The organism is Streptomyces sp. SBT349 (assembly GCF_001083795.1).
GTDB lineage: Bacteria > Actinomycetota > Actinomycetes > Streptomycetales > Streptomycetaceae > Streptomyces.
Window position 1 is genome coordinate 1 of the sequence record NZ_LAVK01000029.1, and the last position, 26,017, is coordinate 26,017.

28 protein-coding genes, 1 other RNA gene and 7 pseudogenes are annotated in these 26,017 nt (G+C 70.9%); 12 read left to right on the forward strand and 24 right to left on the reverse strand.

Features of this window, described 5'->3' with window-relative positions:
- The first annotated feature begins 142 nt into the window (after positions 1 to 142).
- Together ADY01_RS36675 and ADY01_RS05845 are read left to right on the forward strand one after the other, a co-directional pair.
- Positions 143 to 346 carry a hypothetical protein gene (locus ADY01_RS36675; protein WP_199826174.1) on the forward strand — a complete coding sequence of 68 codons (204 nt, stop codon included), beginning with the start codon at positions 143 to 145 and terminating at the stop codon, positions 344 to 346.
- Positions 347 to 431: 85 nt separating this feature from the next.
- Positions 432 to 1,013, forward strand: a pseudogene (locus ADY01_RS05845) (transposase); the annotation flags it as partial.
- 135 nt (positions 1,014 to 1,148) lie between these two features.
- Here ADY01_RS05845 and ADY01_RS41745 read toward each other — a convergent pair.
- Positions 1,149 to 1,334 (reverse strand): annotated as a pseudogene (locus ADY01_RS41745) (IS701 family transposase); the annotation flags it as partial.
- Between ADY01_RS41745 and ADY01_RS05850 the strand changes: the two are divergent.
- A pseudogene (locus ADY01_RS05850) lies at positions 1,332 to 2,141 on the forward strand (transposase); the annotation flags it as partial. The pseudogenes ADY01_RS41745 and ADY01_RS05850 overlap by 3 nt on opposite strands.
- The gene (locus ADY01_RS05855; RefSeq protein WP_049566678.1) at positions 2,138 to 2,473 is read left to right on the forward strand and encodes a hypothetical protein; all 336 of its coding nucleotides are present in this window, start codon (positions 2,138 to 2,140) and stop codon (positions 2,471 to 2,473) included. The pseudogene ADY01_RS05850 and the gene ADY01_RS05855, both read left to right, overlap by 4 nt.
- Positions 2,474 to 2,519: 46 nt before the next feature.
- Here ADY01_RS05855 and ADY01_RS05860 read toward each other — a convergent pair whose 3' ends face one another.
- Genes ADY01_RS05860 through ADY01_RS41750 form a run of 4 tightly spaced genes read right to left on the reverse strand, consistent with a single transcriptional unit; the run spans position 2,520 to position 5,915 of the window.
- A complete protein-coding gene (locus ADY01_RS05860) occupies positions 2,520 to 3,179 on the reverse strand; it encodes a response regulator (protein ID WP_049566681.1) in 660 nt (219 codons plus the stop codon).
- On the reverse strand, positions 3,176 to 4,330 hold the full coding sequence (locus ADY01_RS05865) for a sensor histidine kinase (protein WP_049566683.1): 1,155 nt from the start codon (positions 4,328 to 4,330) through the stop codon (positions 3,176 to 3,178). Before ADY01_RS05865 ends, ADY01_RS05860 begins: the two co-directional genes overlap by 4 nt.
- Entirely contained in the window at positions 4,327 to 5,163 is an 837-nt protein-coding gene (locus ADY01_RS05870) for a CPBP family intramembrane glutamic endopeptidase (RefSeq protein ID WP_049566687.1), read from the reverse strand. Before ADY01_RS05870 ends, ADY01_RS05865 begins: the two co-directional genes overlap by 4 nt.
- A gap of 8 nt (positions 5,164 to 5,171) precedes the next feature.
- Positions 5,172 to 5,915, reverse strand: coding sequence for a DUF72 domain-containing protein (locus ADY01_RS41750; RefSeq protein ID WP_078900042.1), 744 nt, complete (start codon positions 5,913 to 5,915; stop codon positions 5,172 to 5,174).
- Between ADY01_RS41750 and ADY01_RS38900 the strand changes: the two genes are divergently transcribed.
- Both ADY01_RS38900 and ADY01_RS40330 read left to right on the forward strand, forming a co-directional pair.
- The gene (locus tag ADY01_RS38900; protein ID WP_159000980.1) at positions 5,797 to 6,420 is read left to right on the forward strand and encodes a ferritin-like domain-containing protein; all 624 of its coding nucleotides are present in this window, start codon (positions 5,797 to 5,799) and stop codon (positions 6,418 to 6,420) included. The two genes, ADY01_RS41750 and ADY01_RS38900, sit on opposite strands and share 119 nt — an antisense overlap.
- 155 nt (positions 6,421 to 6,575) lie before the next feature.
- The gene (locus tag ADY01_RS40330; RefSeq protein ID WP_234320096.1) at positions 6,576 to 6,716 is read left to right on the forward strand and encodes a hypothetical protein; all 141 of its coding nucleotides are present in this window, start codon (positions 6,576 to 6,578) and stop codon (positions 6,714 to 6,716) included.
- Between the two features lie 85 nt (positions 6,717 to 6,801).
- On the opposite strand, the gene ADY01_RS40335 is transcribed toward ADY01_RS40330, so the two are convergent.
- The 3 genes and pseudogenes from ADY01_RS40335 to ADY01_RS05885 form a co-directional block, all read right to left on the reverse strand.
- On the reverse strand, positions 6,802 to 6,951 hold the full coding sequence (locus ADY01_RS40335; RefSeq protein ID WP_234320097.1) for a recombinase family protein: 150 nt from the start codon (positions 6,949 to 6,951) through the stop codon (positions 6,802 to 6,804).
- A 59-nt stretch (positions 6,952 to 7,010) separates the two neighbouring features.
- A pseudogene (locus ADY01_RS40340) lies at positions 7,011 to 7,223 on the reverse strand (recombinase family protein); the annotation flags it as partial.
- Complete coding sequence (locus ADY01_RS05885; protein WP_049566787.1) at positions 7,220 to 7,693, reverse strand: MarR family winged helix-turn-helix transcriptional regulator; 474 nt, start codon at positions 7,691 to 7,693, stop codon at positions 7,220 to 7,222. The pseudogene ADY01_RS40340 and the gene ADY01_RS05885, both read right to left, overlap by 4 nt.
- A gap of 170 nt (positions 7,694 to 7,863) precedes the next feature.
- Here ADY01_RS05885 and ADY01_RS05890 point away from each other — a divergent pair, with 170 nt between their 5' ends.
- From ADY01_RS05890 to ADY01_RS05900, 3 genes and pseudogenes are all read left to right on the forward strand, one after another.
- Entirely contained in the window at positions 7,864 to 8,475 is a 612-nt protein-coding gene (locus ADY01_RS05890) for an NADPH-dependent F420 reductase (protein ID WP_049566690.1), read from the forward strand.
- A gap of 309 nt (positions 8,476 to 8,784) precedes the next feature.
- Positions 8,785 to 9,329 (forward strand): annotated as a pseudogene (locus ADY01_RS05895) (transposase); the annotation flags it as partial.
- Positions 9,330 to 9,910: 581 nt separating this feature from the next.
- Positions 9,911 to 10,660 carry a tyrosine-type recombinase/integrase gene (locus tag ADY01_RS05900; RefSeq protein WP_199826175.1) on the forward strand — a complete coding sequence of 250 codons (750 nt, stop codon included), beginning with the start codon at positions 9,911 to 9,913 and terminating at the stop codon, positions 10,658 to 10,660.
- Positions 10,661 to 10,851: 191 nt separating this feature from the next.
- Here ADY01_RS05900 and rnpB read toward each other — a convergent pair.
- The 3 genes and pseudogenes from rnpB to ADY01_RS05910 form a co-directional block, all read right to left on the reverse strand.
- Positions 10,852 to 11,254: RNase P RNA component class A (rnpB, locus tag ADY01_RS35895), an RNA gene on the reverse strand.
- 107 nt (positions 11,255 to 11,361) lie between these two features.
- Positions 11,362 to 12,132, reverse strand: a pseudogene (locus tag ADY01_RS36685) (DMT family transporter); the annotation flags it as partial.
- Between the two features lie 11 nt (positions 12,133 to 12,143).
- Entirely contained in the window at positions 12,144 to 12,962 is an 819-nt protein-coding gene (locus ADY01_RS05910; RefSeq protein ID WP_049566693.1) for an AraC family transcriptional regulator, read from the reverse strand.
- A 47-nt stretch (positions 12,963 to 13,009) separates the two neighbouring features.
- Between ADY01_RS05910 and yaaA the strand changes: the two genes are divergently transcribed.
- Together yaaA and ADY01_RS36260 are read left to right on the forward strand one after the other, a co-directional pair.
- Positions 13,010 to 13,795, forward strand: a complete 786-nt coding sequence (yaaA, locus tag ADY01_RS05915) for a peroxide stress protein YaaA (protein ID WP_049566696.1) — start codon at positions 13,010 to 13,012, stop codon at positions 13,793 to 13,795.
- Positions 13,796 to 14,107: 312 nt separating this feature from the next.
- Positions 14,108 to 14,866 carry a transglycosylase SLT domain-containing protein gene (locus tag ADY01_RS36260; RefSeq protein WP_063784131.1) on the forward strand — a complete coding sequence of 253 codons (759 nt, stop codon included), beginning with the start codon at positions 14,108 to 14,110 and terminating at the stop codon, positions 14,864 to 14,866.
- A gap of 78 nt (positions 14,867 to 14,944) precedes the next feature.
- Here the strand turns inward: ADY01_RS36260 and ADY01_RS05925 are convergent, their stop codons facing one another.
- The 6 genes and pseudogenes from ADY01_RS05925 to hemC form a co-directional block, all read right to left on the reverse strand.
- Positions 14,945 to 15,268 (reverse strand): hypothetical protein, encoded by a 324-nt coding sequence (locus ADY01_RS05925; RefSeq protein WP_159000982.1) that lies wholly within the window; start codon positions 15,266 to 15,268, stop codon positions 14,945 to 14,947.
- Between the two features lie 59 nt (positions 15,269 to 15,327).
- Positions 15,328 to 15,543: a hypothetical protein gene (locus tag ADY01_RS05930; protein WP_159000984.1), complete on the reverse strand. Its 216-nt coding sequence runs from the start codon at positions 15,541 to 15,543 to the stop codon at positions 15,328 to 15,330.
- Between the two features lie 252 nt (positions 15,544 to 15,795).
- Positions 15,796 to 16,218 carry a hypothetical protein gene (locus tag ADY01_RS05935; protein ID WP_049566705.1) on the reverse strand — a complete coding sequence of 141 codons (423 nt, stop codon included), beginning with the start codon at positions 16,216 to 16,218 and terminating at the stop codon, positions 15,796 to 15,798.
- Positions 16,219 to 16,893 (reverse strand): annotated as a pseudogene (locus tag ADY01_RS40345) (RHS repeat-associated core domain-containing protein); the annotation flags it as partial. It lies immediately after the preceding gene.
- Between the two features lie 156 nt (positions 16,894 to 17,049).
- On the reverse strand, positions 17,050 to 17,556 hold the full coding sequence (locus ADY01_RS05945) for a GNAT family N-acetyltransferase (RefSeq protein WP_049566711.1): 507 nt from the start codon (positions 17,554 to 17,556) through the stop codon (positions 17,050 to 17,052).
- Positions 17,557 to 17,588: 32 nt separating this feature from the next.
- Positions 17,589 to 18,551: a hydroxymethylbilane synthase gene (gene hemC / locus ADY01_RS05950; RefSeq protein WP_063784132.1), complete on the reverse strand. Its 963-nt coding sequence runs from the start codon at positions 18,549 to 18,551 to the stop codon at positions 17,589 to 17,591.
- A 446-nt stretch (positions 18,552 to 18,997) separates the two neighbouring features.
- Here hemC and ADY01_RS05955 point away from each other — a divergent pair, with 446 nt between their 5' ends.
- Complete coding sequence (locus ADY01_RS05955; RefSeq protein ID WP_053170550.1) at positions 18,998 to 19,603, forward strand: DUF4232 domain-containing protein; 606 nt, start codon at positions 18,998 to 19,000, stop codon at positions 19,601 to 19,603.
- A gap of 7 nt (positions 19,604 to 19,610) precedes the next feature.
- Here the strand turns inward: ADY01_RS05955 and ADY01_RS05960 are convergent, their stop codons facing one another.
- From ADY01_RS05960 to ADY01_RS05990, 7 genes are all read right to left on the reverse strand, one after another.
- The gene (locus ADY01_RS05960; RefSeq protein WP_049566713.1) at positions 19,611 to 20,069 is read right to left on the reverse strand and encodes an NUDIX domain-containing protein; all 459 of its coding nucleotides are present in this window, start codon (positions 20,067 to 20,069) and stop codon (positions 19,611 to 19,613) included.
- 95 nt (positions 20,070 to 20,164) lie between these two features.
- The gene (locus ADY01_RS05965; protein WP_049566717.1) at positions 20,165 to 21,418 is read right to left on the reverse strand and encodes a hypothetical protein; all 1,254 of its coding nucleotides are present in this window, start codon (positions 21,416 to 21,418) and stop codon (positions 20,165 to 20,167) included.
- The gene (locus tag ADY01_RS05970) at positions 21,415 to 21,684 is read right to left on the reverse strand and encodes a hypothetical protein (protein WP_078900043.1); all 270 of its coding nucleotides are present in this window, start codon (positions 21,682 to 21,684) and stop codon (positions 21,415 to 21,417) included. The genes ADY01_RS05965 and ADY01_RS05970 overlap by 4 nt, the downstream gene beginning before the upstream one ends.
- Positions 21,681 to 24,362, reverse strand: a complete 2,682-nt coding sequence (locus tag ADY01_RS05975) for an SUMF1/EgtB/PvdO family nonheme iron enzyme (RefSeq protein ID WP_049566722.1) — start codon at positions 24,360 to 24,362, stop codon at positions 21,681 to 21,683. The genes ADY01_RS05970 and ADY01_RS05975 overlap by 4 nt, the downstream gene beginning before the upstream one ends.
- The gene (locus tag ADY01_RS05980; protein ID WP_234320098.1) at positions 24,359 to 25,138 is read right to left on the reverse strand and encodes a class I SAM-dependent methyltransferase; all 780 of its coding nucleotides are present in this window, start codon (positions 25,136 to 25,138) and stop codon (positions 24,359 to 24,361) included. The genes ADY01_RS05975 and ADY01_RS05980 overlap by 4 nt, the downstream gene beginning before the upstream one ends.
- Positions 25,139 to 25,268: 130 nt before the next feature.
- Positions 25,269 to 25,511 carry a hypothetical protein gene (locus ADY01_RS05985; protein WP_063784133.1) on the reverse strand — a complete coding sequence of 81 codons (243 nt, stop codon included), beginning with the start codon at positions 25,509 to 25,511 and terminating at the stop codon, positions 25,269 to 25,271.
- An 85-nt stretch (positions 25,512 to 25,596) separates the two neighbouring features.
- On the reverse strand, positions 25,597 to 26,004 hold the full coding sequence (locus ADY01_RS05990; RefSeq protein WP_049566737.1) for an ATP-binding protein: 408 nt from the start codon (positions 26,002 to 26,004) through the stop codon (positions 25,597 to 25,599).
- Positions 26,005 to 26,017: the final 13 nt, after the last annotated feature.

Below are 26,017 nucleotides of genomic sequence, written 5' to 3' on the forward strand. Positions count from 1 at the left end.
GGGCACACAGCCCGGCTATCCCCTCGAACCACGACTCGACCCGCTCAACCACCAGTCCATCAGCACACAGTCACACCAACGAGACCCAACGCCATCCGTCACGCCAGCTGCGGTTGCAGTACTAGGGGTCGCGGTATGCCCGGTGAGCGCGATCAGCGCGGGCTTCCCGGGCGCGGTCCGATCGTTCTCACCACACTGGGTCAGGCAACTGGTGGCGGTCACCCCTACCACACTCGACCCGCTCGCCGCGCGGTTCATCGCCAACATGCGCAGGCACGGCGTGCGCGTGCCCCGCGACGTGCGAACTCAACTCGGAGGGGACAACTCGACTCCCGCGAAGGCGTGACCGTCCTCCTGAGGATCGCCCCGCTGAGGCGGTAGGCGACCAGGTCGTTCGCCGGCGACCAACAGCGGGGGCGGCGTCAGCACCCATCGACATTTCCAGCACATTGTCGGCCCACCCCGGCGACACTGTCCCGGTGACCATGCCCTACTCCGGGACCGGGCGCCCGCCGGTGGCGAAGTACCCGGACCAGCCGCAGTCGGTGAAACAGCTGGTCACCATGGCCGGGCGGAAGGCGGCCAAGCCGGTGCAATGGCGCCAGGGCTCCCGCCCCGGCAAGAGCCGCAGCGGCTTCAAGCGGATCTACTCCCGCTTCGTCGCCCTGCGGATCCGGCCCGCCGGCCGCGAGATCGTCCGGGCCACCGACGGAGCCGGACTTCCCGAGTGCTGGGTGCTGGCCGAGTGGCCCGCCACCGAACCGGAACCGGTCCAGTCCTGGCTCTCCGACCTGCCCGCCGACACACCGCTGACCACACTGGTCCGGCTCGCCAAGCTCCGGTGGCGCATCGAACACGACTACCGGGAGATGAAACAGGCCCTGGGCCTGGCCCACTTCGAGGGACGCACCTTCACCGGCTGGCACCACCACGTCACCCTCGTATCCGTCGCACACGCCTTCTGCACCCTGCAACGACTGGCCCACGCCCCAAAAGAAACGGCGCCAGCCTGAGCCTCTACCAAGTCGTCCGCGAGCTACAAACACTCCTCGCAGCCTGGACCGGCGCCTGCCCCACCTGCCGCCGCGACATACCCACACCCGCACCAACCTGACCTAGCGGTGGTTTGTTGAACCGGGCAGTAGAGATCAAGCTGGTGGCCTGTGCCGACGGCGTTGATCAGATCCTGGAGTTCGGGTGGCGGTGGCTCGTTGGTCCAGGCTCGCCAGCAGCGTTGGAGGCTGGTCCAGGGGCCGAGCCAGGCCCGGACGGCGCGGATTGCCCTGGGCCAGTTGGCCGGGTGGGGCTGGTGGGATCCGTTTGGGCCCGTTCTCGCGGATCTGCCGGTCGTGCTGGTCGAGCGGCTGCGCTCGGACCGCGTCATGCTCCGCGACGCGGGCCCCGCACGCTCCACCCCCAAGGGCGGGCGCCCGCGTCGGCACGGCGGCGCCCTCACCTTCGCGAAGCCCGAGAGCTGGCATCAACCCGAGGTCACCACGCTCACGGACACCACCCGCTACGGCACCGCGGAGGCGATCGCGTGGGACCGGATGCACCCCATGCTCACCCACCGCGGCCCCTGGCTGGACCACGCCCAGGAGGAACTACCCATCCTGCACGGCACGCTGGCGTGGTTGAAGGTCGAGCGCCTGCCGGGCGACCGGGACCCGAAACCGGTCTGGCTGTGGTCCTCGGCCACCGCTGCCACCGGCGCGGATGTGGACCGCTGGTGGCAGTCGTTCCTCCGCAGATTCGACCTGGAGCACACCTTCAGGCTCCTGAAGCAGACGCTCGGCTGGACTGCCCCGAAGATCCGCCACGCCGACAGAGCCGACCTGTGGACCTGGCTCATCATCGCCGCCCACACCCAACTCCGACTCGCCCGGCCCCTCGCCGAGGACCTCCGCCGACCCTGGGAACGGCCCGCCGCGGCCCGCCACCTCACCCCAGCCCGCGTCCGCCGCGGGTTTCGCAACCTCCGCCCGAACACCACTCGCCCAGCGGCGGCACCGAAACCGTCCAAGCCAGGCCCGGGACGGCCTCCCGGCTCGAGGAACAAGCAACGGGCCGCACGCCACGACGTCGGAAAGGCAGTCAGACGCGCCGAAACAATCAAGGAACACCAAGCCCGACGAGGATGAATCCCAAGCTCAAGCAAGCCCGTGGGCTCGCGGGCGGTCAGAAGTGCCGACCGCTGGCCGTTGTCGGTGTTCAGCCGATGGTGGCAGTGGGTGTGGATCAGGCGTGGGACGACGGGTTTGTCCGGCATGCCGTTGCCCGCGTCGGCGGTGATCGCGTGTTTGCGGATCGCGACGCGGGTGACCTTGAGCCACTGCTCCCACTGGTCGGGAGTTTGCGGCTCGTGATCGGCGTGCAGCAACAGCCCCCCGCAGAGCGGACATCGGCCGCCATGTTTCCGCAGAAGATGCAGGGTGGTCTTGCCCATCCGGGCCCCGCCGAGCCTCAGACGTGAGGCCCCGGTGACAACGGACCGGCGGCCACCGCCCGTCCGTACCACCTCAGGTCACCAGGCCCTGGCGGTAGGCGTAGACGACGGCCTGGACGCGGTCGCGGAGTCCGAGTTTGGTGAGGATGCGTGACACGAAGGTCTTGACGGTCTCCCTGCTGATCACCAGGGCCGCGGCGATTTCGCTGTTGGAGAGGCCGTCCGCGATGAGGCGGAGGACCTCCAGTTCGCGTGGGGTCAGCGGAATGTCGTGCGGGGCGCCGACGGCGGGACGGATACGGGTGGCGTACTTGCCCACGAGTTGGCGTGTCACCTCAGGGTCCAGCAGTGCAGCTCCCATGGTAACGGTCCGGATGCCCTGGAGCAGTTGGGTCGGAGGCGCGTCCTTGAGCAGGAACCCGCTGGCCCCCGCGCGCAGTGCCTCGTAGACGTACTTGTCCAGGTTGAACGTGGTCACCACGAGCACCTTGACAGGCTGCTGCACCCCGGCACCCGCCAGCAGGCGGGTCGCCTCGATGCCGTCGAGCACCGGCATGCGTATGTCCATCACCACGACGTCCGGGCGCAGCCGACCCGCGAGCTCGACCGCGGTCCGTCCGTCCCCGCACTCGCCTGCCACCTCGAGGTCGGGCTGGGCGCCGATGATCGTCGCCAGCCCGGTGCGTACGAGAATCTGGTCGTCGCAGACCAGGACCCGGATCGGCGCGGTCACGAAGGGCTCCCTGCGGGTATACGCGCCCGTACGACGAAGCCGCCGCCCTCCCGCCGGCCCGCGCTGAAGTCGCCGCCCAGGACGTCGACCCGCTCGCGGAGACCGGCAAGGCCACGCCCGCTCCCGCCGGGGACCGGGGCCGGCGAGCCGGAACCGTCCGTGACGACCTCCACGGTGATCTCGTTCTCGCCGTGGTGCACCTGGACCGAAATGCGGCTGCCGTGAGCGTACTTGAGGGCGTTGGTCAGGGACTCCTGCACGACCCGGTAGGCCACGAGTTCGGCGCTTCCTGTCGACTCCGCCGGCGTGCCCTTCTCGGTGAACTCCACCGGCTGCCCGGCCCGGCGGGTCTGTTCCACGATGGTGAGGACACTGCCGACGTGCGGCGTCCTGGCTTCGGTGCCGTGGTCGGGATTGAGTAGGTCGAGCAGATGCCGCAGGTCGGTGATGGCCCGCCGGCCGGTGTCGCCGACCGTGGCCAGTGTCTGGTCGAGGCGCTCGGGCGCGGCGGTCAGATAGCGGGCTGCCTCGACCTGCACGACCATCGCCGTCACGTGGTGGGACACGACGTCGTGGAGCTCGCGGGCGATGCGGGTGCGTTCGGCGACCCGGGTTTCCTCGGCGTCCCGCCGGCGGCGCTCGGCCGCGGTGGTACGGGTGGCGCGCAGCCATGCCCCGGCGCCCCAGGCGCAGGCCAGCACCAGATAGAACGTCGCGAACCCGCCCGGTGACTCCCCGGAACCGAGCCGGAGCAGTACGACCGCCAGTGACACGTACGCCGCGGTATGGAGCAGCACGGTGGCGCGCCGGTGCCGTGCCAGATGGGATCCCGCGCTCAGCAGGGCGATGAGCAGCGCGGCGCCCGCGAGCAGGTGGTACCCCCGGAGTTGGTCGACTATGAAGCCGAGCGACACCAGGGCGAGACAGACGACCGGCCACCGCCTGCGCACGGCGAGCGGGAGGCATTCGAGGGCGAGCGCCACGGCGGCCAGGGCATCGAAGGAGTGGGTCGGCATACCCCCGAGCTGTGACCCGCGCCCGTCGAACCACGGCAGCAGCGACCCGCCGAGGAGAAACAGCCCGAGCGGAAGATCGCGGACCGTGACGTCGAGTCGGCCCCGCAGCCCCCAGACTTTCCGCAGATCGGTCACTGGGGGAGTGTAGCGGCGGCCTCGCCCCGGCCGACGCGCCGACGACGGGGCACCACATGTCCGCGCCGGTGGGCCAGCCACATGAACACGATCGTCAACAGCACGCCCCACACCACCGAGTACACGCTGCCCTCCGGGCCGAAGTCGCCCCCGGTGATCAGCTGCGGGCCGGAGATCTCAAAGTCCAGCAGCCCCTGCTGGGTGTCGGTGCCCGAGATCCCGGCGCTGAAGATGCCGGACTCGGCGAAGTTCCAGCCGAAGTGCAGCCCGATCGGCAGCCACAGCGTGCGCGTTGCCACGTACGCGGCGGCGAGCATGCCGCCGGCCTCGATGGCGATGGCGAAGGCACCCCACAGAGTGGCGTCCGGGTTGACCAGGTGCAACAGACCGAACAGCAGACCGGTCAGCGCCAGCGCGATCCAGCTGCCGGCGCGTTCTTCGGTGATCCGGAACAGGATCCCGCGGAACAACAGTTCCTCCGACACGGCGGCAGCGGTCATCACGCCGAACAGTGTTACCGCGCCCGTCACCGAACCCAGGCCGTCGAACTTGTTCTCCGCGGCGGAGGCAATGTTCACGATCACGACCCCGAACAACGCGAGGCCAATCAGTACCCCCCGCGCCCCCGCTCCCACGGCACCCTTCCGGGCCAACTCCGTGACCGGTCGCCGCTCGGTCCGCCCCACCACCCACCTGTAAACCAGCACGCCGAGCACGGCTGTCAGGGCGCCGAGGCCAAGGCTGAGCCACGGATTCCCCTGCGCCGCGGCAACAGCCTGGTTGCCGATCAGGGCGATGGCCAAGACGGCCACAAGCTGCCAGACGATTCTCATGAGACTCCTTACTGGATCCGCGGCAGGAGCGCGGCGGCTGTGACCACGTTAGGGATCCAGCCGCACGTAATCGTCGCCCCAGGGAGGACAGCTGCACGTAGCTCGCACGGGGGACACGGCCCTCTCAGGCCGGCCCTGGACGGCATGCCGGCAGTCGCCTGACGGATGGGGTGGTCGGCGATCCATACTGCTCGGCACCGTGCTCCCACCCGCCGACCTGGCACAACGGGTGCACCGGAGCTGGATCCGCTTCGCCGCCACCGGCGACCCCGGATGGCCCTCCCGTAAGCCCGGTCACCCCCGCACCATGCACCTGTGTTGAAGTACACGTACACGTCGTCCTCGTCGGGCCAGGCGTCGGCGATGCGCCGCGCCCAGGACGTCAACGCCTGGCGTCCGTAGCTCGGTGGCGGCTTTGCCGTGCCGCCGTGAAACCGCACGTACCCCCATGACGCGGTCCGCCACAGCGGAGTCACCGGCCGGGACCCCCGATCCGCCCAGCGCAGAGCGCTGCCGTGCCGTTCCAGCACCGCCTGCAGCACCGGTTCCGCCGCCCTCCACGACGAGTGGCGGAACTCGATGGCCACCCGGACCGAATCGGGAAAGCAGCTCAGGCAGGCGTTCAGAGCCTGAATGTCCGCTCGGAATTGCGAAGGCAGTTGCAGCAGAACCGGCCCCAGCTGCCCGCCGATACCCCCGGCCCGGACCACCAGCCGCTGCACCGGCTCTCCGGGATCGCGCAGCCGCTTCATACCGCGCTTCCAGGTCGGCGAGGACGGTGACGGCGCCAACCTCGTCGGCAAAGCGGACCAGGCCGGCGACACCGACTACGCACAGGCGGTCCTTGCCCGGCTGCTGGCTGCTGGCTGCTGGCTGCTGGGGGCTGGCTGCTGGCTGCTGGGGGCTGGGGGCATACCGACGTCGACCGGGCACTGGAGCGACACGGTCTTCGTACGGTCGCGGCGTCTCATGGGCCTACGCATGGAACTGCTGGTCCTGATGATCGCGGAAGTGGTGGCGTCGCGTTATTACCGCGCCCTGCGCGATGGCACGGACGACTCGCTCCCCGCGGAGGTGACAGAACGGATCCTGTCCGACGAGCAGCGCCGCGTCCCGTTCTACTGCGAGCGACTGCACGCCTCCCTGGCACAGTTGCCCCGCGCAATGCGCCGCCCGGTGATGGCCGTGTGGCGACTTCTTATGTTCGCGGTCTCCCTGGTCGTCGCCGCCGACTGCCCCGTCCAGACACATGGATGAGCGCGGGCTGACAGCACAGCGGGCCCGGACAACAAAAGGGCCCGGGTTTATGACCTGGGCCTTCGTCGTGGAGCGGGCGACGAGAATCGAACTCGCGCTCTGAGCTTGGGAATCACGGGCGCTTCGATTATGTCTGCGAAGGTCAGCCGCTTGTGGTGGTGATGGTCGCGGCCTGCGGAGGCCGCCGTCCCGCTCCCTGGTTGCCCGTGGTGTACCGCCTCTACTGGTGCGGCAGTGGCGATTACACCCTGGCCCAGTTGCGGGTGCCGCTGCTCAACAGGGCGACGGCGGCGTAACCGCCGGTGGACAGAACCGCACCAGGGCCGTGGCGTACGAGGTGTCCGGTGGCCTGGAGGATGCCGTAACGGGACACGGTCGGATCTATGCGGTGAGTTGCACGATGAGTTCGCGGATGAACTCCGCCAGGGCGGCGAAGACGTGGAAGACGAGCCGTCCGCCGGGGGTGGTGGTGTCGAGGTTCTCGTGCAGCGAGGTGAAGCCGATTCCGCGCTCGCGCAGCTCGGCGACCATGTTTTGATGAGGTCCTGGAGGCTGCGGCCGTAGCGGTCGAGCGAGGGGACGACAAGGGTGTCGCCGGCGTCGAGGAAGGCGTGGCACGCCTTCAGCTCCGGGAAGAGCGTGCTCTTGCCGGACTTCTCGTCCGAGAAGATCTTCCGGCACCCGGCGGCGGTGAGGGCATCGATCTGCCGGTCGAGCTTCTGCCCGCCGCTCGACACCCGTGCGTACCCGCGAGACTCTGACGGCACGGTCGGCGTCAGCCCGGCGGGTACGCAAGGGCTCATCCCGGCTTCTGATCGACCGCGGCGAGTCGCGCCTCCACCTGGTCCCCCAATTCGATCAGAAGGTCCATTTGCGCGGGGATCAGGTGGTCGATCAGCACATTGCGTACGTCAGCCAGGTGGAGCGGGGCGGCTGCCTCGATGAGGGTGCGGCCCTGTTCGGTGATGACCACGACTGCCCCTCGCTGGTCGGTCGGGCATCGCTCGCGGCGGATGAGGTCGCGGTTCTGCATGCGGGTCAGGTGCTGCGACAGGCGACTCTTCTCCCATCGCAGTACATCCCCGAGTGCGAACGACCTCAGGCGCCCCTCGGGTGCCTCGGACAGGTGGGCCAGCACCTGGTAGTCGGCGGAGGACAGCCCGCTGTGGGTGCGCAGCTGCCGCTCGATGTATTCGGACAGGCCGGCCTGCATCTTCATGAGGCTGCGCCAAGCTCGCTGTTCACGCTCGTCCAGCCATCGCGGTTCATCCATGAAGTCCACCCTACCGCTTTGGTTGACACGTTAACTAGCTCGCCGTAGGGTTTGGTTAACACCTCAACCAAATTGGCCAGCGGAGGTTGGCGCCACCGACAGGAACGCGGCGACGGAGCCGCTCTGCCGTCCCGACAGCCCTCAGCAATCGACTGGAACAGGAAACACACATGTCTACAGACACCCGCTACGCCATCGTGGGCACCGGAAACATCGGTTCGGCGCTGGCGCGCCTTTTCGCCCGGGCCGGAGTCGAGGTGAGCATCGCCAACACCCGCGGACCGCGCTCGATCAGCGAACTCGCCGCTTCCTGGGGCTCTACGGTCCGGGCCGTGACGCTCACTGAGGCACTGGCGAGCGACGTCATCTTCATGGCCATCCCGTTCGGCGCGGTCGAGACGTTCAGCAACGCCCTGCCCGACTGGAACGGGAAGATCGTCGTCGACACCACCAACGCGCACTACGCGCCCAACGCGGGCGACATCCTCAAGGGCCGGCTCTCCTCGCAGTACGCGGCCGAGGTCCTGCCCGGCGCGCAGATCGTGAAGGCCTTCAACCAGCTTCCCGCCCAGACGCTCGCCGCCGAAGTGCCCTCCGGCCAGGGCAAGCGTGTGGTCTTCGTCTCCAGCGACTCCGACGAGGCCGGCTCCCAGATCGCCGAGCTCGCCCGCACACTCGGCCTGTCGCCCGTGGAACTCGGCAGGATCGACGAAGGCGGACGCCTCATCGAGGCTCCAGGCGCACTGGTGCTCAGGAACTTCACCGAACAGCCGCTCACCTGAGTGGCCGCGTTCTGCCTCCCATGGGCGGCACGGCCGCCCCGACGAGCCGCCCCGCCCCAGTGTCCGGCGTCACCGGCCACACCGCGGCGGCCGGCTCCCGGCCCGCGGCCAGGTCGCCGCGCCGCAGCGCTCTCCATCGATGAGACCGCACTACAGCAACGCTCATGCGTGAGCAGCGAAACCCGCCGGCACACCCATCCTCCACGGACGCCGGTCCCTCACAGCCCGGGCGGTCCGAGTCACTCTCCGGGACTGTAAAACGAGTGGTGTATCCCGATCATGGAAGATGCACCTGTGACCAGCGAGAACATGTCCAAGAACGGTCCGATCCAGGCGGTTGAGGGTCAGGCGTCGGCCGCGGTGGAGCAGCGGTTGATCGACCAGCTCGTCGACCGCGCCCAGGCCGAGGGCCTGAAGCTGACCGGTGAGGGCGGGCTGCTCCAGCAGCTGACCAAGCGGCTGCTGGAGTCCGCCCTTGAGGGCGAGATGACCGATCATCTCGGCTACGAGAAGCACGGCGCGGCCGGCAGGAACGGCCGGAACAGCCGCAACGGCGCCCGTTCCAAGACGGTGCTGACCGATGTCGGCCCGGTCGAGATATCCGTGCCCCGTGACCGGGAGGGCAGCTTCGAGCCGAAGATGGTCAAGAAGCGGCAGAAGCGCCTGACCGGGGTGGACGAGATGGTGATCTCGCTGGCCGCGAAGGGCCTGACGACCGGAGAGGTCCAGGCCCACCTGGCCGGGTCTACGGCGCCGAGGTGTCCCGTCAGACGATCTCCACGATCACGGACAAGGTCATGGACGGCATGACCGAGTGGCAGAACCGGCCCCTCGACCCCGTCTACCCGGTGGTGTCGAACCGACACACCTCCCCACTATCGGAACATCATCTTGTGGGGAAAGAAGGAGCAGTCACATGCCTGGCGTCTTCTCGCCGAACACGGGTCCCGACCAAATCTCTCCCCCATTCCCAGGAGGTAGCGCAACGACCACGACACCGTCGTGAGAAAGACAGCAGAGGCCATTTACATGGGTCCGGTCGACCGACTTATGATGCCTGTCGAGGTGGAAGTCCGGCTGGGTATTTCACCTGCAACTCGGCGTCGGTGGACGAATAGAGGGCTGCTGCGCGGGGCCAGCAGTGGCAGGCGCGCTACCGCGACCCCGCCGGCAGGCGACGCCGGCCGACGTTCAGCTCGTGGCAGGAGGCGCGCGACCACTTGGACGAGGTCCGGGCGGCCATGCGCCAAAGCAGCTGAGTCGATCCAGAGGTGGGCAAGATGAAGGTCGAATTCTACGCGAACGAGATGATCGAGCGGAGAAGAAAGAGAAACAAGAACTCCAACACGACCGATACCTACGAAAGCCACCTCCGCAATCACATCGTCCCGTTGCCGGGAGGCGATCCGCCCAGACCCTGAAACGGCGGGACACCATGGCCTTCGTCGATCACCTGCTCGACAAGCCGGGCATCGACTCGCCCTACACAGTCGTGCAGGTATTCAAGACCTGGCGCATCCTCATGAACTACATGATCGATGCGGACGTCCCGCTACCGGCCAACATCGTCTCCCGCATCGAGCTGCCGGAGGTCGAGGGGCGGGTCAAGGTCGCACTTTCTCCGGAGCAGGTCGCCGCTCTGGCAGCGGCGATGCGAGAAGTGGAACCGCGCTACGAAATCCTTGTGTGGATCGCCGCTTGCTCCGGCTGCCGCGAAGGCGAGGCATTTGGGCTCAAGGACACCGCGGTGGGCTGGGAGGGGGACCTCCTGTACATCAGGGAGCAGCGCCAGCGAGGGCAGGCCGCCAAGCTCAAGACCAAGTCCAGCTACGCCACCTTGCCCGTCGATCACTTTCTGATCGAGCGGCTGGCCGAGCACAAGGCGTGCTTTCCCCGGGTGAGTCAGGTGACCGCGCGCAGCGAGCGTCGGCGCCGGGCGAGGGGGTATGTGCCGCCGCCGGACGAGGGGCTGATCGTGACCAACCGGTTCGGCCGACCGTCGCAGCGCAGTGAGTTCAACGAGAAGTGGCGTGCGGCCGTGGAGTTGGCCGGGCTACCGCGGCGTACCCGGTTCCACGATCTCAAGCACTTCTACACGTCCCGGCTCGGCGCCTCCGGCCAGCACGACCCGAAAACCGTCCAGGCGCGCGGCCCGGACGACACTCATGCGCTCGTTCCTGGGTGACGCCCGACTGGGGCACTTGACCTGAGCCGCCCCTTATGTGCCAGACTCACTGGCGATTCGAGGCCAACCATCGCGGCGCGAGGGTGTGCCGGTCCGTGGAACGACCTGCTCACCGAAATGGACCCCGATTGGACCCCGTGGGCGCAAGCCCGCAGGAATACCCGCTCCGACCTGCGGAAAGAGCGGGGCGGCGGACGAGTCGGCCTGTACGCCGGGTCCTGTCTCCCCGGGGCCTCGCGGCGCCGGGGGAGGCGGCCATCCATCTAGGACCGGTGTCGCCACCGGCCTCGTGCGGTCTACCCGCGGACTCGGGCGGGCCGCCCTCGAACGTCCGCGCAGGGCCGCCTTCCGGCGGCCCCTCTTGACCTTGCTCCGGGTGGGGTTTACCGAGCCGCCCAGGTCACCCTGGGCGCTGGTGGTCTCTTACACCACCGTTTCACCCTTACCGGCCGCCGAAGCGGCCGGCGGTCTACTTTCTGTGGCACTTTCCCGTGGGTCACCCCAGGTAGGCGTTACCTACCACCCTGCCCTGCGGAGCCCGGACGTTCCTCGGCGGGATCGCTGTGATCCCGACGCGGCCGCCCGGCCGGCTCGTCCGCCGTACCCACGATCTTACCCGGGGGCTCGGGCGAGCCGCCCGTGGCCAGGAAGGAGCCGCCGAGGATCAGCGTGAACGCCGCCACGATCGTTCCGGTCAGCGGCTCGTCCAGGAAGAGGACGCCCGCCGCCACCGCGACCGCGGGGCTGACGTAGGCGAAGACCATCGCCCGTGACGTTCCCGCCTCGCGGATCAGCTCGAAGAAGACGAGGAAGCCGAGCGCCGTGCAGACCACCCCGAGGCCGGCGAGCGAGGCCAGCGCCCCGGCGGGCGGTATCTCGTCCGGCCAGGTCGCCGCGGCGGGCAGGGCGTAGACCGCGGCGGCCAGCGTCAGGCACCCGGCCGTCAGCGGCAGCGTGGGCACATCCCGCAGGTGACGGGCGGCGATCACCGGCGCCACCGCGTAGCCCACGGCCGTCAGCAGCACCTCGGTCAGCGACCAGGCGCCGCCGCCGCGCAGCCCGGGGGCCGCCAGCACCGCGACGCCGCCGAGCCCGATGCCCATGCCCGCCCAACGGCGCGCGCCCAGGCGTTCGCGCCCTCCGGTCGCCCGTGCCACCAGCACGGCGATGACGGGGACGGCCGCGAGCAGCAGCCCGGTCATGGAACTGGACAGGCGGCGCTCGGCGTCGGAGAGCAGCGCCCAGGGCCCGATGATCTCGCAGGCGGCGAACGCCAGCAGCGGCCAGGCGTGGCCCCGCAGGTGCCGCAGCCCGGAGAGGGCGAACGGGAGGAGGAGCAGCGCGCCGATCGCGGTGCGGGCGAAGACGACCATGGGCACCGAGACGCTGTCGACGGCCACCTTGATCATGAGATAGGGGACGCCCCAGATGACGCTCATCAGGGCGAAGAGGAACCAGCCGAGCGGGGACATGGCCCCCAGCGTCAGGGGCGCGGGTACCGGGCGTCTTGAACGCTGTTGCGGTACGCGCCCGGCGTCACGCCCAGGACCCTCTTGAACCAGCGGGTCAGGTGCGCCTGGTCCGCGAAGCCGGTGGCCGCCGCCGCCTCGGCCGGGCGGCGGCCCGCGTCGAGCAGGGCGCGGGCGCGGCCCACCCGGTGCTGGGCGAGCCAGGCGTAGGGCGGCATGCCCGTGCTGTCGCGGAAGGCGCGGAGCACCTGGAAACGGGAGAGGCCGAGGTCGGCGGCGAGTTCCGCGAGCGTGGGGGGCGTGCACAGCTGGTCCGCAAGCCGGTCGCGCACGGCGTGCGCGACGCGTTCGGCCTCGGGGACCGGGCGGACGGGCCTGGCCCCGGCGTGGCGCACGGCGAGGACGGCCAGCAGGTGGAGGAGCCCGGACTCGGCCGCCAGCCGGTCGGGGGCGGTCGCGGCCCGGTGGGCGCGGGCGAGCGCGGTGGCCAGCGCGGGGTCCCCGACGATCGGTTCGGGGAAGTGGGGTGGGACGCCGACGCCCTCGGCGACCAGCGCCGCGGGCGGGTACAGCACCCGGTACGCGTATCCCTCGGGCCCGGCCGAGCCGCCGGTATGGGTCTCCCCCGGCTCCAGCACCACGATGCTGCCCGGCCCGGCCACATGGTCGGCGCCCCGGTACCTGATCCGTTCGCGCCCCGCCGTGCACACGCCGATGGCGAATTCCTCGTGGGCGTGGGGCGCGTACTGCTGCCGCCTGAAGCGCGCGGTCATCAGGTCGAGGGGGCGCGCGCCCGGCGTGATCGCTATCCGGGCCCAGGTCGCGTGGTCCATGACGGCAGTGTGCCTCGGGCACGGGCGTCTGCCGTACCCTTCTGACCGTGCTGGTACTGCTGCCGCCGTCCGAGGGCAAGGCCGAGAAGACGTCCGGGGCGCCGGTGGATCTGGGGGCGCTGTCGCTGCCCGGCCTCACGGCGGCCAGGGAACGGGTGCTGGACGAGCTGACCGGGCTCTGCTCGGGCGACGCGGACAAGGCCGCCGATGTGCTGGGCCTGAGCGAGGGGCTGCGGGGCGAGGTGGCGCGCAACGCTGCGCTGCGTCATGCCCCCGCGCGCCCGGCGGGCGAGGTGTACACGGGTGTGCTCTACGACGCGCTGGCGCTCGCCACGCTGAGCGCGCCGGCGCGGCGCCGGGCGCGCGCCTCGTTGCTCATCTTCTCCGGGCTCTGGGGCGCGGTGCGGATCACCGACCGCATCCCCGCCTACCGCTGCTCGGGCGGGGTGCGGCTGCCGGGCACGGGGCCGCTGGGCACGTTCTGGCGGGGGCCGCTGACCGAGGCGATGGAGGAGACCGCGGACGGCGGGCCCGTCCTGGACCTGCGCTCCTCCGCCTACGCGGCGATGTGGCGCCCCTCCGGCGACCTGGCCCGCCGCACCGTCACGGTCCGCGTTCTCCAGTCACGCGTCGTGAACGGGGTCGAACGACGCTCCGTGGTCAGCCATTTCAACAAGGCCACCAAGGGCCGCCTGCTGCGCGCCCTCCTGGAGTCGGGCGCCCCGCTCCGCAGCCCCGTCCGCCTGACCGCCGCGCTCCGCGGCCTCGGCTGGACGGTCGAGGAGGATCCGGCGGAGCCGGGCCGCCTGGACGTGGTGGTCCGCGAGGTCTGACGCGGGCCCCGAGCGAGGCCGGTGGCGTCGCGCTGCGTACCACGCGCCGATCCGGGGGGTGCGCGAGTGGGGGCCCCGTTGTGAGCCCGCCCACGCGATGCTCGTCACATCCGAAGGGGAATAGGAGCGGACCGGGGACCGACTCCATGGGGGCGTGCCGCGGGGCGTAAGACGGCGGTTCGGCGGGCGCCGACCCTACGAAGAAGCCTAGTGGATCTTGTTTTTGCGGTGCCGCGGAGCCAGTTCCCATAGTGGGCCACGTCGCGTCCTGCGGCACCCATACGCACCCCGCAGAGGAACGAGGTACGTCTCATGACCGCCAGCACCAACGGCACCCGCCGCACCCTGACCCACACGGTCGCGCTGGCCGGCATCGTTACCGCTGGCACAGCCGCCCTGACCCTTCCCTTCGCGCCCGGCGCGAGCGCCGACGAGGCCGGAGCCCACGGCGCCACGCAGGCCGCCGAGGGAACCGCCGCGCCCATGGCGTACGCCCCGCAGGCCCCCGACGGGCTGATGGGCCAGGCCCCCGGCGCCGACGACGACCGTCACGACGACGGCGGCCCCGACCGCGACGACCGCGACGACCGCGACGACGCGCAGCGTGACCGCGGCGCGGAGCGCGACGACGACGCCGACCGCGGCACCGCCATCGAGAAGGCCGACAAGGGCCGTGGCGCCGACTACACCGACGACGGCCGCCTGGTCGTCATCCCCAAGCACGAGCAGCCCGACGCCAGGTCCGCCTCCGACGAGGACATCGACCGCTGGATCGACGAGGCCCTGGAGATCATGGACGAGAAGGACATCCCGGGCTCGTACGACGCCATCCACAGCAACCTGATGCGCGAGTCCAGCGGTGACCCCCACACGATCAACATGTGGGACACCAACGCCGAGAAGAACATCCCGTCCAAGGGCCTGCTCCAGGTCATCGACCCGACCTTCGAGCAGTACCACGTCGAGGGCACCAGCGACGACATCTACGACCCGGTCGCCAACATCACGGCCGCCTGTAACTACGCCGCCGACCGCTACGGCTCGATGGACAACGTCGACAGCGCGTACTGATCGGCCCCGGCGGCCGACCACCCGAAGGCCCCGCCCCGGAGGAGACACCTCTCCTCCGGGGCGGGGCTTTCACGCGTGTCACCAGGGCACGGCGGCCGTGTCGCTCCCCTCGCCGGTGCGGTAGCCGACGATCCGCTCGTGCTCGATCGCGATGACATACCGGCCCGGGACGTCGTCGCCGCACTCCTCGCACCGCTCCGGGTAGCCGGGTATCTCCACATAGCCACCCGCGGGGACCCCCTTGGGGTTGACCCCCCACTCGATGACCGAGCCGATCCCGTGCAGCCGCATCGTCGCCGAGCCGTAGTGGAACCGGAGGACCAGCGGACCGGCGACGCCGCAGCCCTCGCAGGGCTCGGCCCGTTCGACGGCGAGACGACTGCACAGACCCATGGCACCCATGGCATGCCTTGTACGCGTCACGCGCGTACGTCATATGAATCCGGCGTGACCGCCAGGCGTCAGGCGGGCTCCCGGCCCGTGTCCGGCAGGCCGCCGGGGTCGCGCAGGCCGTGGAAGGCGAAGATCGCCCTGCGCTGCTCCGCCACCGTGACCACCTGGTCGGGGGTGGCCGGCGCGAAGATGTCGACGCTTTCCTGGTGCCTCAGGCGCGTCCCGGGCGTGAACGGGAAGACGTGGCGCCCACCCGCCTGCCGCTCCATCCCCGAGGACGTCACGTCGCCCCTGGCCCCCTGGCAGCAGAGCAGCAGCCCTCGCCTCCAGCGCCAGCCGCAGTGTGCCGAGGGCGGCGAACAGGTCGTTCGCCTCGTACACGGTCGGCGACTCCTCGGATCCGGGCCGCCACGCGCCGGACGCCCGCGTGCGCCGCATGCGGCGCACCCGCAGCGCGTAGGGCGGCGTCCCGGGGATGTCGTTCTCCACACACTCCGTCCTGCCGCCGTCACCCACCGCGTCGAGGAGGACGCGCGTCAGCTCGGCTGCCAGCCCGTGTCCGGGAGGCCGTGGAACGCCAGGACCGCCGCGCGCTGCTCCGCGACCGTTACCACGTCCTCCCGCGCCGCCGGGGCGAAGATGTCCACGTACTCCTGGTTCACGGCTCGGGTACCCGGCGTGAACGTGTACACGTACCGCCCGCCCGACATCTGGTTCTCCAGCCCCGACGGGGTCACGTCCGGCCGGGCGCCCTGGCAGCAGAGCACCAGCCCGTCCGCCTCCAGGTGCGCCCTGAGCTTCGTCAGGCCCGCGAAGAGGTTGGTGGCCTCGAAGGACACCGGTGCGGCGTCCGGCCCGCGCCGCAGGCGCAGGACGAACGGCGGCTCCTCGGAGTACGCGATCTCCACGGCTTCCCTCCGGTGGTCATCCGCCACCGCGTCCAGGACGACGTCCGGCATTTATCTCCTACCTCCGAAGTTCGGATTCGCAGTGTAGTTACCTGACGTGTCCCAGACGCCCGCGATCTCGGAGGGGTCGATCGACCGCGGGTAGGCGTGCTCCATCTCGTGCGAGCTGTTGTTGCCGGGGAGTTCGGCGTTGACGTCACGGCCGCCGTCGTTCGCGCGGATGTCGTAGAGGTACATCCCCGTCTCCTGCTGGCGCTGCTGTCCGTAGGCGAGCGACTCCGTCGTGCCCACGAATCCCGACTCCGGGTAGTACGTCCCGCCCAGGCCCGCCTGGTGCTGCTCCAGGTCCATGTTGGTGCCCATCGGATCGAACCCGTCGTCGAAGATCTCGTCGGGGCCGCGGCGGTCCGTGCGGTACCGCTGGTACGGGGCGAGGCCGAGGGGGTCGGACCAGGTGTGGGGGTTGGCGACGTAGGTGCGCGGGTTCAGCGCGGGGGCCAGGCCCAGCGGGTCGCTCGTCGCGTAGCGCGCGGTCTCCGGGTCGTAGTAACGGTGGTAGTTGTAGTGCAGGCCGCTCTCCGGGTCGTGGTACTGACCGGGGAACCGCAGCGGGGTGTAGGCGGTGCTCTCGCCGGGCCAGGCCGTGACGCCCCAGAGGGTGCTGCGCGCGTGCCAGGCGACGTTGCCCGCCGTGTCGACCAGCTCGGTGGGGGTGCCGACCAGGTCCGGGGCGCGTCACAGCGATCCCCCCGTTCGGTAGCCGTGGACGACGGAGCGTAGGAGGACGGGAGCCGACCGGCGTTCACGACACGTGCGGCCAAAGGGTCAAAGGCGGAATGTCCTCCTGGAAACGGACGACGTGGTGGCGCCGGCGGTTCCCGCTCAGGAGCCGACGGGCTGGGGGACGTCGCTCAGGGTGCGGACGTAGGAGAGGCCGGGGCGGTCGCCGAGGCGGATCTCGCCGGTGGCGACGAAGCCGGTGCGGGCCAGGACGGCTCGGGAGCCCGCGTTGTCCAGTGTGGTCGCGGCGCGCAGGCTGGTCAGCCGGTACTCGGTCGCGGCCAGCAGGCAGAGCTGCCGGACGGCGGCCGTCGCCAGGCCCTGGTTGGCGGCGCTCTTGGCTATGCGGTAGCCCAGCTCGGCGGAGCCGTCCGCCACATCGACCAGGTTGACCCGGCCGAGCACCTCGCCGTCGCCGCCGATCAGGACGTGGAAGTGGCATGCCCCGGTGGCCTGTTCGGCGAGCAGGTCGGCGAGCCGCTGGCCGAACGAGGCGAAGTACGCGTCGCCGCGGTCGGGGATGGACGCGGCGAAGTAGGCCCTGTTCTCCTGCTCGAACGCGAGAAGGGCCGGGGCGTGATCGTGGCGGAGCCGTTCGAGTTCGGGCATGGGAGAACGGTACGCACTCCCGGCGCCCGCCGTCAGTGGGCGATCGCCTCGATGATCTCCCGGGCGCCGGCGCGCAGGAGTTCGTCGCAGACCCGGACGCCGAGCGCCGCCGCCTCGGTCGCCGCGTCCTCGCCCCTCGCCTCGACCAGGCGGGAGCCGTCGGGCGAGAACACCATGGCGCGCAGGGTGAGCCGGCCGCCGGGACCGGTCGAACAGTGGCCCGCGATCGGGGAGTTGCAGTGGCCGCGCAGGCCCTGGAGAAGGGCGCGCTCCGCCGCGGCCTCCCGGGCGGTGCGCTGGTGGTCGACGCGGGCGAGGAGGGAGAGAACGGCGTCGTCGTCCGCCCGGCACACCAGGCCGAGGATCCCGGCGCCCACCGGCGGCAGGAGTTCGTCGGGGGCGAAGAACTGGCGGACGCGGTGGCTGAGCCCGATCCGGTCGAGGCCCGAGGCGGCGAGGATCAACGCGTCGGGCCGGGTGCTGTCCTCCCCGTGGTCGAGCCGGTCGATCCGGGTCCCGACCAGCCCGCGGACGCGCGCCACCCTGAGGTCCGGCCGCGCCCGCAGGACCTGGGCGGCGCGGCGGACGGAGGAGGTGCCGACGACGGCGCCGGGCGGGAGATCGGCGAGCTTCCGCCGCCGGTCGGCCTCGGGGAGGACCAGCACGTCCCGCGCGTCCCCGCGCCGCGGGAAGGAGGCGAGGACCAGGCCCTCGGGCAGCGGAACGTCGCCGGGCACGTCCTTGAGGCAGTGCACGGCGAGGTCCACCTCGCCGCGCCGCACCATCGCGTCGATCCCCGCGGTGAACAGGCCCTTGCCACCCATGGTCGCGAGGTTCCCGTGCCAGCGGTCGGCCTCCGTGGTGACCGGCACCACGTCGAGACGCAGGCCGGGATCATGGGCGCGCATCAGCCCCGCGACCTCCTCGACCTGCGCGAGCGCCATCGGCGAACTCCGCGTCCCGACCCGCAGCTTCCGGCCGGACACCTCGCTCATGGGGCCACTCCTCTCGGCCGGGCCCACCGCCCTGCCGCGAGCGGGCGCCGAATGCCGCCGGATACCCAACGAGGCCGGGCCGGAGAGGATGCGTGGGCGTCCCGAACGCCGCGTTCAGCGGGCCGACCGGCCTCGGCGAGGGACCCGGAGGCGGGCCGCCGCCCGCGGGAGGAGTCGGAACGGCTCACCGGAACGGCCCCCTCCGGGTGAGGCCCCACCGGCGGGCAGGGCATCCGCCGCCGGGCTGCCCGTGCGGTCCCCGGCGGAGAAGCGGGAGGCCATGGGCGTGTCCACGCCACGGGTCTCGGCGATCGAGCATGGCGACATCGACCGGACCGAGTTGGCCACGCTCCGCTCCTCTGTGCGGGCGCTGGGTGGCCAGTTGCGCGTCGTGGCCGACTTCGGCGACGCGGAGTTGTGGACAGGCGTGCGAGGATCGGCGGGTGATGACCCAACCTCGCGGCGCGCGCCGCGGCGTCGTGCTCGCGCTGGCCCTGCTCGGCGCGCTGGCCGCCGGGTGCGGGATCGAGTCCGCCTCCGCCGGGGCCGTTGCCACACCCGACGCACCCGACGCGCCCGACGTGCCGGACGTGCCCGCGCCCGACGCCCCTCCGACCTGCCCCGAGTCCGGCCTGCTGGTCTCCCTCGGAGAGGGGGAGGCCGCGATGGGGCTGCGCGTGATGACGGTGCGGCTGACCAACTGCTCCGACGCGGCGCGGGAGGTCGAGGGCTACCCGGAGCCGTATCCGCTGGACGCCGAGGGGCAGCCGTTCACCGACGTGGAGGTTCTGCACGGCTCGGGCGGCATCGCGACCGTCGAGGGCTTCGACGACCCGCCCCGGCCGGTCGCCCTGGACCCGGGCGAGTGGGCCACCGCCGGACTGCTGTGGCGGAACACCACCCTGGACGGTGAGGTGGTCAACGTCAGCCACCTGGAGATCGTGCCGGTCGCCGGCGAGGAGGCGCAGCGCGTCACCCCGAGCAGCCCCCTCGACCTGGGCACCACCGGCCGCCTGGGCGTCAGCGCGTGGAAGGCGGCGCCCGAAGAGTGACACCCGTTCATGGAACGGGTGTCTCCCCGAGCGCGAGGGCGCGGTGGACGGGCTGCATGCCCTCCGGCAGTTCATCCAGGGAGCACCACCGCGCCTCCAGGATCTCGAACGGGTCGAGCTTCAGCGTGCCGCCGGTGAGCGTCGCCTCGAAGGCGACTTCGAGGCGGAGCCGGTAGCCGCTCTTCAGCCGGACCAGGCGGCCGATCTCGACGACGAGGCCGGTCTCCTCCCGCACCTCGCGCACCACCGTCTCGCGGAAGTCCTCACCCTTGACGGCGAATCCGGTCGGGAACCCCCACTGCCGCCCCTCCGGCCACAGGCGGTGGCGCAGGAGCAGCATCCGCCCCTGCCCGTCCCGCACCACGCCCGTCACGCCGACCATGAACTTCGCGTTCGCCAGCCACAGCACCCGCCACTGCACGGGCCCCCGCATCATCCGCCACAGTCGGGCGACAAGTCGCTTCACCCCCCCATCATGAACGCCACCAAGGCATACCGCCGCATCAGCCACCACATCACCGGAGACCGCGCCCCGTCGCGCGGCTCCGCGGCTCGTCGCCTCTACTCCTTCGCCCGGCCACGCAGGGAGGTGAGGACGAGGCGACCGTAGGGGGTGGTGAGAAGGCCGGTGGTGGCGGCCAGGGCGCCGGTGGTGGCGGTGAGGAGTTGCCAGGGGCTCTGATATCCGAGGACTTGAAGGGCGGTCAACGCGGTGGTGAGGGGCAGCCCGAGGATGGTGAGGACGCCGAGGGCGCCGCTGATCTGCTGGCTCTCCTGGGTCTGTATGAGCCGGTTGTGGTCGGCGGCTTCGGCGAGGATCTCGGTGAAGCGTTCCGGCAGGCGGTACTGGTTCTGGTAGGCGAGAAGGAGGTCGTTGGCGGTGCCGTGGGTGGTGAGGTGCTGACGCCAGTAGGTGCTGCGGAAACGGGCGATGCGGCGTTCCAGGGCGGTGAGGCGGTTGGCCTCGCCGGGGCCGGTGAAGACGTCGGCGAGGTCCTCGGTGAGCTGGTCGATGTGGCTGCGCTGGATCATGCCGAACAGGAGGGTGTCGAGGTAGACGCTGCGGACATGGAGTTCGGCGTAGCCGTAGAACGGGTCGCCGGGTCCGCGGTCGGGGCGGTGGCCGGTGAAGGCGGTTCCCTGGCGCAGGACCAGGGCGCTCCAGTCGGCGGAAATGCGCAGGGCGTTGGCGGTGAGACCGGGAACGGTGGCGGGATCGGGAGGGTAGTCGTCGGCGTTGGTGCGCGAGGCCAGGGCCCACAGCCATTGCTGGGCGGTGGGCCAGGAGCGGTGATCGCGGCCCGGGTGGAGGCGGGCGAGGGGGCGGGTGCCAGGCGTGAGGAGGCTGACGGTGTAGGGAAGAACCTCGGGTTCGACGGTGGCGATGTCGGCACGCAGACCGGTGGTACGGGCGAGTTCACCCAGCGGGGAGGTCGGGGTGCCTGGGCGCCCGGCGAGGGTGCGGAGGGTGTCGAGGAGGGTGGGGCCGGTGAGGGTGAGGTGGAATATGGCCAGGGCCCGTTCGGGCGTGTCCTGCGTGGGAGTGCGCAGGAGTTCGACGCCGTCGACGCGGATGGGGCCGTCCTGGTGGGTGGTGCGGTGGTGCCAGCGGGTGGGGTGCTCGGAGGTGCCGTACAGGACCCGGGCGGCGGCGGGGGTGAAGTAGGTGCGGCGGGTGCCGGTGGTGGTGTGCCGGTCGCGGTGGGTGAAGGGGAGCGGGCCGCGCGGCCAGGGCGGGTCGCCGGGCAGCCGGACGGGGAGGATGACCGCGGTGATCTGGCGGATGCCGGTGGCGGAGGGGCGGCGGCGCCTCACTCGTAGAACACCTCGGGGTCGGGCTGGTCGAGCCGGATGACGAACTCCGCGCGCCAGGAGTCGGTGGGGGAGGTGTGGAAGCGGACGCGTTCCCCGGTGTGCAGGGTGCGGAAGCCCTCGGTGACGATGTGGGTGTAGTCGAAGGTGTAGTGGCGGCCGTCCTCCTCGTCCTGCACCACGTAGCTGCTGGCGCGGCCGTGGACCCCGCCGCCATGAGGACGCCGGTCGACGACACGGCCGAACCGCGGGATGTCGGCGGCCGTCACGGTGCCTCCTCCAGGTCCTCGACGCAACGGAAGCCGACGGCGTTGCTCGCCCGGGAACGGGCGTACAGGGCCTTGGCGCTGGCCTGGGCGGCGCGCAGCGGGTTGTCGTAGGCGCCACCGCAGATGACGGCCTCGTCCCGGGGCTCGGTGACACGGCTGGCGGTCCACTCCCAGACGTTGCCGACCAGGTCGGCCACCCCGTAGGGCGAGCGGTTGGCCGGGCGTTCGTCGACCGCGGTGACCCAGGCGTGGCCCAGTCCGCCGCGGTCGAACTCCTCCTTGCAGGCTTGGTAGGTGACCAGCGGTCGGCCGGCCCACCTGTCGGCGCTGTTGACCGCGTTCAGGTCGGGGGTGTCGCCCCATGGGAAGAGGCGACCGTCGGTGCCGCGGGCCGCAGCCTCCCACTCCAGGGAGGTGGGCAGGCGTTTGCCTTCCGAGGCGGCGAAGGCATGGGCCGCCCACCAGGTCACGGCGATGGCCGGGTGATTGTCGTACGCCGCGTCGCGGTAGTAGTCCGCGGCGCGCAGCCGCTGGATCCATGGGGCGTGGCTGGTGCCGGGCGGCTGGTCGGGGTGGTCCCAGGGAGAAGTGCCGTCCGGATGAAGCGCGTCGAGGAAACGGCGGTAACGGGCGACGGTGACCGGGTACCGGTCGAAACGGACCGGGTGGGGAACGCGGCGCAGCAGGAGGCGTTCGGCGGGGCCCACGAGGTAGACGCCGCCGGGCAGCACGCAGTCGTCGGAGGGGGCGGGGTGTGCGGTGCTCGTGGGGTGGGCGAGGAAGGCGCGGAGCTGCTCGGTGAGGTGGGTCCCGCCCGGCAGGTCGGCCGCGTGTTCCCGGCCGCCCGGGGCACTGAGGTAGCGGGCGGCGAGCCACTCCTGGTAGGCGGAGTGGCGAAAGGCCATGCCCTGCTCACCGGCCTGCCGGAACGCCTCGGCCAGGCGGAAGTCCTCCGGCGTGATCCGGCCCTCGTGGAAGACCTGCGGGGTCAGGGCGTTGTGCAGCTCCAACAGTGGGAAGACCGAGCGCCCTTCGAGGAACGCCCGGCCGCAGGTGCCGGTCAGCGCCGGAGCCAGGTGCTCCAGCCCCGCGGAGGCGAGGACGTGGTCGAGGTGCGCACCGATCAGTTCCGCGAGTGATGCGGAATCGGACTGGTGGAGCGCGCTGCGCAGTCGGCGTTCCAGCGGTGTACCGGAGACGGATACGTGGGCGTCCCCGGCGCGCGGGGCGGTGCAGTCCGTCAGGCGCAGCACGGTGAAGCGGGGAACGCGCCGCGGGTCGACGCCGTTGGCGTACATCTGCTCGACAAGCTGCTCGGACACCGCGCTGGAGGCGTCCAGCAGCCGCCGGATCTGCGGGGAGTCGGCGAGGAACGACACCCGGGAGCTCATGACGACACACGATTCGGCGGACAGCACGGCGGCCAGGTCGGCGAACAGCCGCAGGAATCCCGCCGGGCTCGGCTCGTCCACCGCCTCGTCGACGGCATCCAGGACACACAGCGCCGAACCGGAACGGATCAGGTAGAGGAACAGCTCGAACGCCCGCGACCGTTCGCGTGGGACACATGGTGCGAGGATCCGGGCGACGTACTCGGCGAAGGTCTCCTCCCTGGACTTCAGGCTCAGGTCGAAGTAGAAGCGGAACCGGCGGGCCGCGGGGCCGGATTCGGCGACCAGGCTGCGCAGGAGTGTGCTTTTGCCGCTGCCCGGCCGACCGACGATCAGGACGTTGTTCGACCGCTGGACCAGGCCGCCGAGGAGCGAGGCGGCATCCGCCACGTCCGTCAGGCTGCTCTCGCCGGTTCGGGAGTCGCTGGCGAGCACGGCGGCGGGCACCGGCACCGACAGCGGCGGCAGCTCGGGTACGACGGCCGCGCAGGAGGCCAGATGCGCCTTCAGGTCGACAACGGTGTCGATGAACCGGTCGTAGTCCACGATGCGGTAATCCCGGCCCAGCAGCGGGTGCACCGCCTCCGTGGCGCGGTCCAGGATGACGAACCTGGTGAGTTTGGGCAGGCGGGTGCGCAGCAGCTCACCCCCGGTGCTCTCCAGCACGCTGCCCAGTTCGTCCGTGTCCTTGGAGAGCAGCAGCTCCACATATTCGAGTCGGACCCCGGACTCCCGGCAGAACAGCTGGTAGACCGTCCGTTCGGAGAGCACGAAACGCTTGGCGACCCGGTAGCCCAAGGTCACGTAGAGGCCGGCGAGGAACTCGACCCGCCGGGCGACCTCCGGCTGCATCCGCGGATCATCCCCGGTCAGCGCCGAGCTGGCGGTACTGGTGAACCACGCCAGCACATCGACCAGCCGCCGCACCGCCTGGAGACCGTCCTCCTCGGCGATCTCGTAGCCATCGTGCGTGGAGCGGTTCCGCAGGCGTTGGATGTCGGTGAGCGCGTTGATCACCGCCGTGCTGCGAATGTGCGGGCGGCAGCCCTTGATCAGTTCGCTGAGCATCCGGCCGGAAGGATCCCCCGGAATCTCGTGGTGATGCCACAGCCGCTTGAGCAGCTTCTCCGTGATCTTCCCGACCAGCGCGATCGCGTTCTCCGGATAGCCGTCCCCCAGGGACCGCAACGGACGTTCCAGGTCGATCCCGAGATGCTCCGCCACCCGGGCGTGGTCGTCCAGCTCGCCCCGTAATCGCCGCAGCCGCTCGTCCACCTGAGCACTCACCGCGCGCCCCCGGCCGAGGAGCCCTCCCGGACACCGAGTACGAAGGCGAACCGGTCGGGGAAGACCACCTCGGGCCCCGGGAACCGGGACCTTATCTCCGCGATCCCCGCCTCGATCTCCGCCTCGGAGAACGTGGAGAGCACCGACATGTAACGCGACCGGACCATGTCCAGATACCGCTCCGTATCGAGCCGCAACTCATGCTCGACATAGGTCAGTTCACTGCGCAGCCCGGCGGCGCCCAGGTGCTCCACGATGCGCGACGGGTCCGGCTGCAACACCTCGTACCGCCGCAGCGCCTCAGCGAACAGCGGGTACTCGATGGTGGCCGGCAGCATGGCCACCAGCAGCCTGCCACCGGGCGCCAGCAGCCCCGCCAGACCCGCCAGCGTGCGCGCCGGGTCCCGCACGTGATGCACCGACTCCTTCAGCCACATCGCGTCCGCCTGTTCGAAGGGCAGCGCGATGTGCCGTTCGGCGAGATCCTCGGCCGATGCCGGCAACGGCAGAAGGCTCTCCGACTCGCCCAACTGCTCCAGCATCGCCGCGGACGGATCCGCACACACCACCGGCTGGCGGGGATGAACGGCCGCCACGATGCCCTTGGCGAACAGGCCGGTACCGCAGCCGACATCCGCCATGCGGTCCCCCGCCCGCAGGCTCAGCGACCGCGCGATCTCAGCCGACATCCATTCCACGAACGCGGGGCTGTAGGCCCAGTTGTCGTCGTAGGAGCCCGCGAGCCGCTGATAGTGCTCCCCCATGTCACGCCGCACCAGCGCCTCCCGACACCCACTGATCACCAGCACTGACTCCCAGCACCCTGCCAGGCTACCCAGCCAGCCTCCCCGCCAACGGGCCGGCGCAAGCGCCCGGCAGGCCCGGCGGCCTCGCGCGGGCGACGCGTCACCGGAAGCCACGCCCCATCGCGCGGGGGTCGACCACGCGTGCCGCCCACAGGACCGTGGTGCGGGTCATGGTCAACGAGTCGCCGCCGCCGAAGTGGAGGCGCTTCCCGCCGCCGGCGAGGGCGGTCATGTCCTGAACGGTGAACGCCTGGCCGCCGACCATCAGTTGGTCGCCCCGGCGCACGGTGCCCGCGTCTATCTCGACCGACACCACCACGCCCATCCGGGGCCGGGGACTCATCGGAGCACCACCGCCAGCGCCACCGTCAACGAGAGCCCGGCTCCGACGACGACCTGTGCCACGACCTCCGCGCGGCTGGTGGGTGTCAAGCGATCCATCTGTCCCCCTTGAGGGTGAAAACGAGACTCTTCCCGGTCGTGGTCCGCTCCGTGCGCCAGTGGGAGGCGAGCAGGCCGAGGAGTTCCAGCCCCCGGCCGCCCTCGTCCATCTCGTCGGCCATCCGGACGGCGGGAACCGCACTCCCCCGGTCGTGCACCTCGACCTGCACGCTTCCGTCGGCGAGCGAGGGCGAGTGGCACAGCACGAAGAAGTCGGCGCCGTGGGAATGGAGGACCGCGTTGGTGGCGAGCTCCGAGACCAGCAGCTCGACGGTGCCCGAGTCGATCCACGGAAAGGCGGCGTACGCCTCCACCGCTATCCGCCTGGCCTGCGCCACGGCCCCGGGCTCACACCGGTACCTTCCGATGGCCAGAACGTGCCTGCGCTCCTGCATCACGCCTCCTCCG

Coding starts and splice junctions, on each gene's coding strand:
- ADY01_RS05855 (WP_049566678.1), top strand. CDS start 2,138: ATGAATCCCAAGCTCAAGCAAGCCCGTGGGCTCGCGGGCGGTCAGAAG.
- ADY01_RS05870 (WP_049566687.1), bottom strand. CDS start 5,163: ATGAGAATCGTCTGGCAGCTTGTGGCCGTCTTGGCCATCGCCCTGATC.
- ADY01_RS38900 (WP_159000980.1), top strand. CDS start 5,797: ATGTCCGCTCGGAATTGCGAAGGCAGTTGCAGCAGAACCGGCCCCAGC.
- ADY01_RS41750 (WP_078900042.1), bottom strand. CDS start 5,915: ATGAAGCGGCTGCGCGATCCCGGAGAGCCGGTGCAGCGGCTGGTGGTC.
- ADY01_RS40335 (WP_234320097.1), bottom strand. CDS start 6,951: ATGGTCGCCGAGCTGCGCGAGCGCGGAATCGGCTTCACCTCGCTGCAC.
- ADY01_RS05885 (WP_049566787.1), bottom strand. CDS start 7,693: ATGGATGAACCGCGATGGCTGGACGAGCGTGAACAGCGAGCTTGGCGC.
- ADY01_RS05890 (WP_049566690.1), top strand. CDS start 7,864: ATGTCTACAGACACCCGCTACGCCATCGTGGGCACCGGAAACATCGGT.
- ADY01_RS05900 (WP_199826175.1), top strand. CDS start 9,911: ATGGCCTTCGTCGATCACCTGCTCGACAAGCCGGGCATCGACTCGCCC.
- ADY01_RS05910 (WP_049566693.1), bottom strand. CDS start 12,962: ATGGACCACGCGACCTGGGCCCGGATAGCGATCACGCCGGGCGCGCGC.
- ADY01_RS36260 (WP_063784131.1), top strand. CDS start 14,108: ATGACCGCCAGCACCAACGGCACCCGCCGCACCCTGACCCACACGGTC.
- ADY01_RS05925 (WP_159000982.1), bottom strand. CDS start 15,268: ATGGGTGCCATGGGTCTGTGCAGTCGTCTCGCCGTCGAACGGGCCGAG.
- ADY01_RS05935 (WP_049566705.1), bottom strand. CDS start 16,218: ATGCCGGACGTCGTCCTGGACGCGGTGGCGGATGACCACCGGAGGGAA.
- ADY01_RS05945 (WP_049566711.1), bottom strand. CDS start 17,556: ATGCCCGAACTCGAACGGCTCCGCCACGATCACGCCCCGGCCCTTCTC.
- hemC (WP_063784132.1), bottom strand. CDS start 18,551: ATGAGCGAGGTGTCCGGCCGGAAGCTGCGGGTCGGGACGCGGAGTTCG.
- ADY01_RS05955 (WP_053170550.1), top strand. CDS start 18,998: ATGACCCAACCTCGCGGCGCGCGCCGCGGCGTCGTGCTCGCGCTGGCC.
- ADY01_RS05985 (WP_063784133.1), bottom strand. CDS start 25,511: ATGAGTCCCCGGCCCCGGATGGGCGTGGTGGTGTCGGTCGAGATAGAC.
- ADY01_RS05990 (WP_049566737.1), bottom strand. CDS start 26,004: ATGCAGGAGCGCAGGCACGTTCTGGCCATCGGAAGGTACCGGTGTGAG.